The sequence below is a fragment of the Acinetobacter sp. V2 genome, from assembly GCF_001188385.1.
In the GTDB taxonomy this organism is placed as follows: Bacteria; Pseudomonadota; Gammaproteobacteria; order Pseudomonadales; family Moraxellaceae; genus Acinetobacter; species Acinetobacter oleivorans.
In genome coordinates, this window is the sequence record NZ_JZFB01000001.1 from 1598856 (window position 1) to 1600544 (window position 1689).

General features: G+C 38.4%; 5 protein-coding genes. All 5 read right to left on the bottom strand.

Features of this window, described 5'->3' with window-relative positions; translation table 11 throughout:
• A partial coding sequence (locus tag UC75_RS20625) for an HK97-gp10 family putative phage morphogenesis protein (RefSeq protein ID WP_228137154.1) occupies positions 1–285 on the bottom strand: 285 nt, incomplete at its 3' end.
• Positions 267–626 carry a phage head closure protein gene (locus UC75_RS07320; RefSeq protein WP_016653726.1) on the bottom strand — a complete coding sequence of 120 codons (360 nt, stop codon included), beginning with the start codon at positions 624–626 and terminating at the stop codon, positions 267–269. The genes UC75_RS07320 and UC75_RS20625, both read right to left, overlap by 19 nt.
• Positions 608–784 carry a hypothetical protein gene (locus UC75_RS19145; RefSeq protein WP_016653725.1) on the bottom strand — a complete coding sequence of 59 codons (177 nt, stop codon included), beginning with the start codon at positions 782–784 and terminating at the stop codon, positions 608–610. Before UC75_RS19145 ends, UC75_RS07320 begins: the two co-directional genes overlap by 19 nt.
• A gap of 2 nt (positions 785–786) precedes the next feature.
• On the bottom strand, positions 787–1086 hold the full coding sequence (locus UC75_RS07325; RefSeq protein ID WP_049837176.1) for a head-tail connector protein: 300 nt from the start codon (positions 1084–1086) through the stop codon (positions 787–789).
• A 105-nt stretch (positions 1087–1191) separates the two neighbouring features.
• Positions 1192–1689 (bottom strand): phage major capsid protein (locus tag UC75_RS20630; RefSeq protein ID WP_228137155.1); only part of this gene is annotated, 498 nt, incomplete at its 5' end.

Here is a 1689-nt window from a genome sequence, read left to right on the forward strand (position 1 = left end):
AACATTCTTGTTCTGACGCCAGAATTCACCACCATCTTTAACTCCGACACGAACTTTCACAGAGTTTTTATCTGCTGTTTTACCCACGCGAATAACAATGTTTTTTGCAATATCAGCACTGGTTTTAGGATCATTAATTTTTTGTGCATTTTCTTTAGCTGATTTTTGAACAATCTTTGCACCTTCACGCAAAGCTTTCTTTAAATGTTTTTTTTGGATGTTTTTAGCCATTTCATCCATTTTTTTTAGAGCTTCATCAAGCCCTTCTAGTTGGAATCCTGCCATTTATAGACCCCTTGTTCACACGCTAAAGTCAAATATTCATTGCCTGTTTTATTGTCACGCAATGGTCGGATAATTCGATAATAAAGCCCATCACAAACTAGTCGGCATTTGGTCCAATCTGTACCAGGCAAAACATCTGATTGACGAATCAGAATGCGACAAGCTACAGCAGATTGTTCTTTACCCGCTGCAATCAGATCACGTACAGATGAATCAGTAATATGGCCGTAAATGGGAAAAATATTTACCCAAACTTCCTCACGATCACCAGATTTATCTTGTGCCTGTTCAACCATTTTTTGCTGAACTTCAATATATTGATTTAGATTGCCTGATTGCATGAATCACCCCCTTGCACCAACCAAGCTTGAAAGGCAACTTCCATTGCAAAAACTTGATATTCACCATTGTCATGGATAAAAAGGCGTTCACCATGAATGTAAATCAACTTGATATAAAACGGCTGGGCTTTAATCCAAGCTTCAAATTTTTCATGCATGGTTAAACCCCCATCTTTCGATAAGGAAACATTAACCGTTCACAGGCAATATTTACGTAAAGGGCTGCATCAGTTTGAGCCGCGCGGTTTTGATACATATCACCAATGATCAGAAAGGCTGCATAAACTAAATCTTCAGGTAAAGAGCCATCTTCTTGCTGAACTTCAGTAAATTCTTTATCAATAAAGTTTTTTACCGCTTTTAAAGCCGCTTTGATCAGTAACTCAATGTATGCATCATCACGCGCATGCAAAACACGTAAATGAGATTTGGCTAACTCTAGCGAAATGTAGTCACTCATAAAAACGTCCTAATAATGAAGAAAAATGCAGATTTCTGAATAGAATCTCCAAAAATCTGCATAAAACATGAATAAAAGCAGCTCGAAAGCTGCTTTTATTGAATATTAGCCACCCGCTGGAGGTGCAATTACTGGTAAATCACCAGCAACACATGCATCAGGTAAAACGACTGCACCCGTTGCACGCATTTCTGCAAGGATTGTTACCAAGTTTTTAGTAATGTTATTACCATCTTCAGTGGAAATAGTTACAGAAACATCTTCACGAATAACACCATCAAAACCAATAGCAATATTTCCTACCCAATATTTACCCTTTGGCATTGAAGCAGCAAATACTACAGGCAATCCCCATAATACTGGTTGGATAACCGCACCAGGTGAACCGAAAATATAGTGCCCATCTGCACCCTTAATACGCTCAATTTTCCCCCAATCTTCAGGGTTTAAAATCATTGTATCTGGTAGAACAAATGAAGCAGCAGCTTTATATTTTGCCTGGTTCAAAACATCTAATGCAGTTGCATCTGCTTCTGGAGTGATGGTAACAAAGTTATCTTCTTCGAGTAGACCACTAAAGATTTTTTGTTCCCCAGCGGCAGG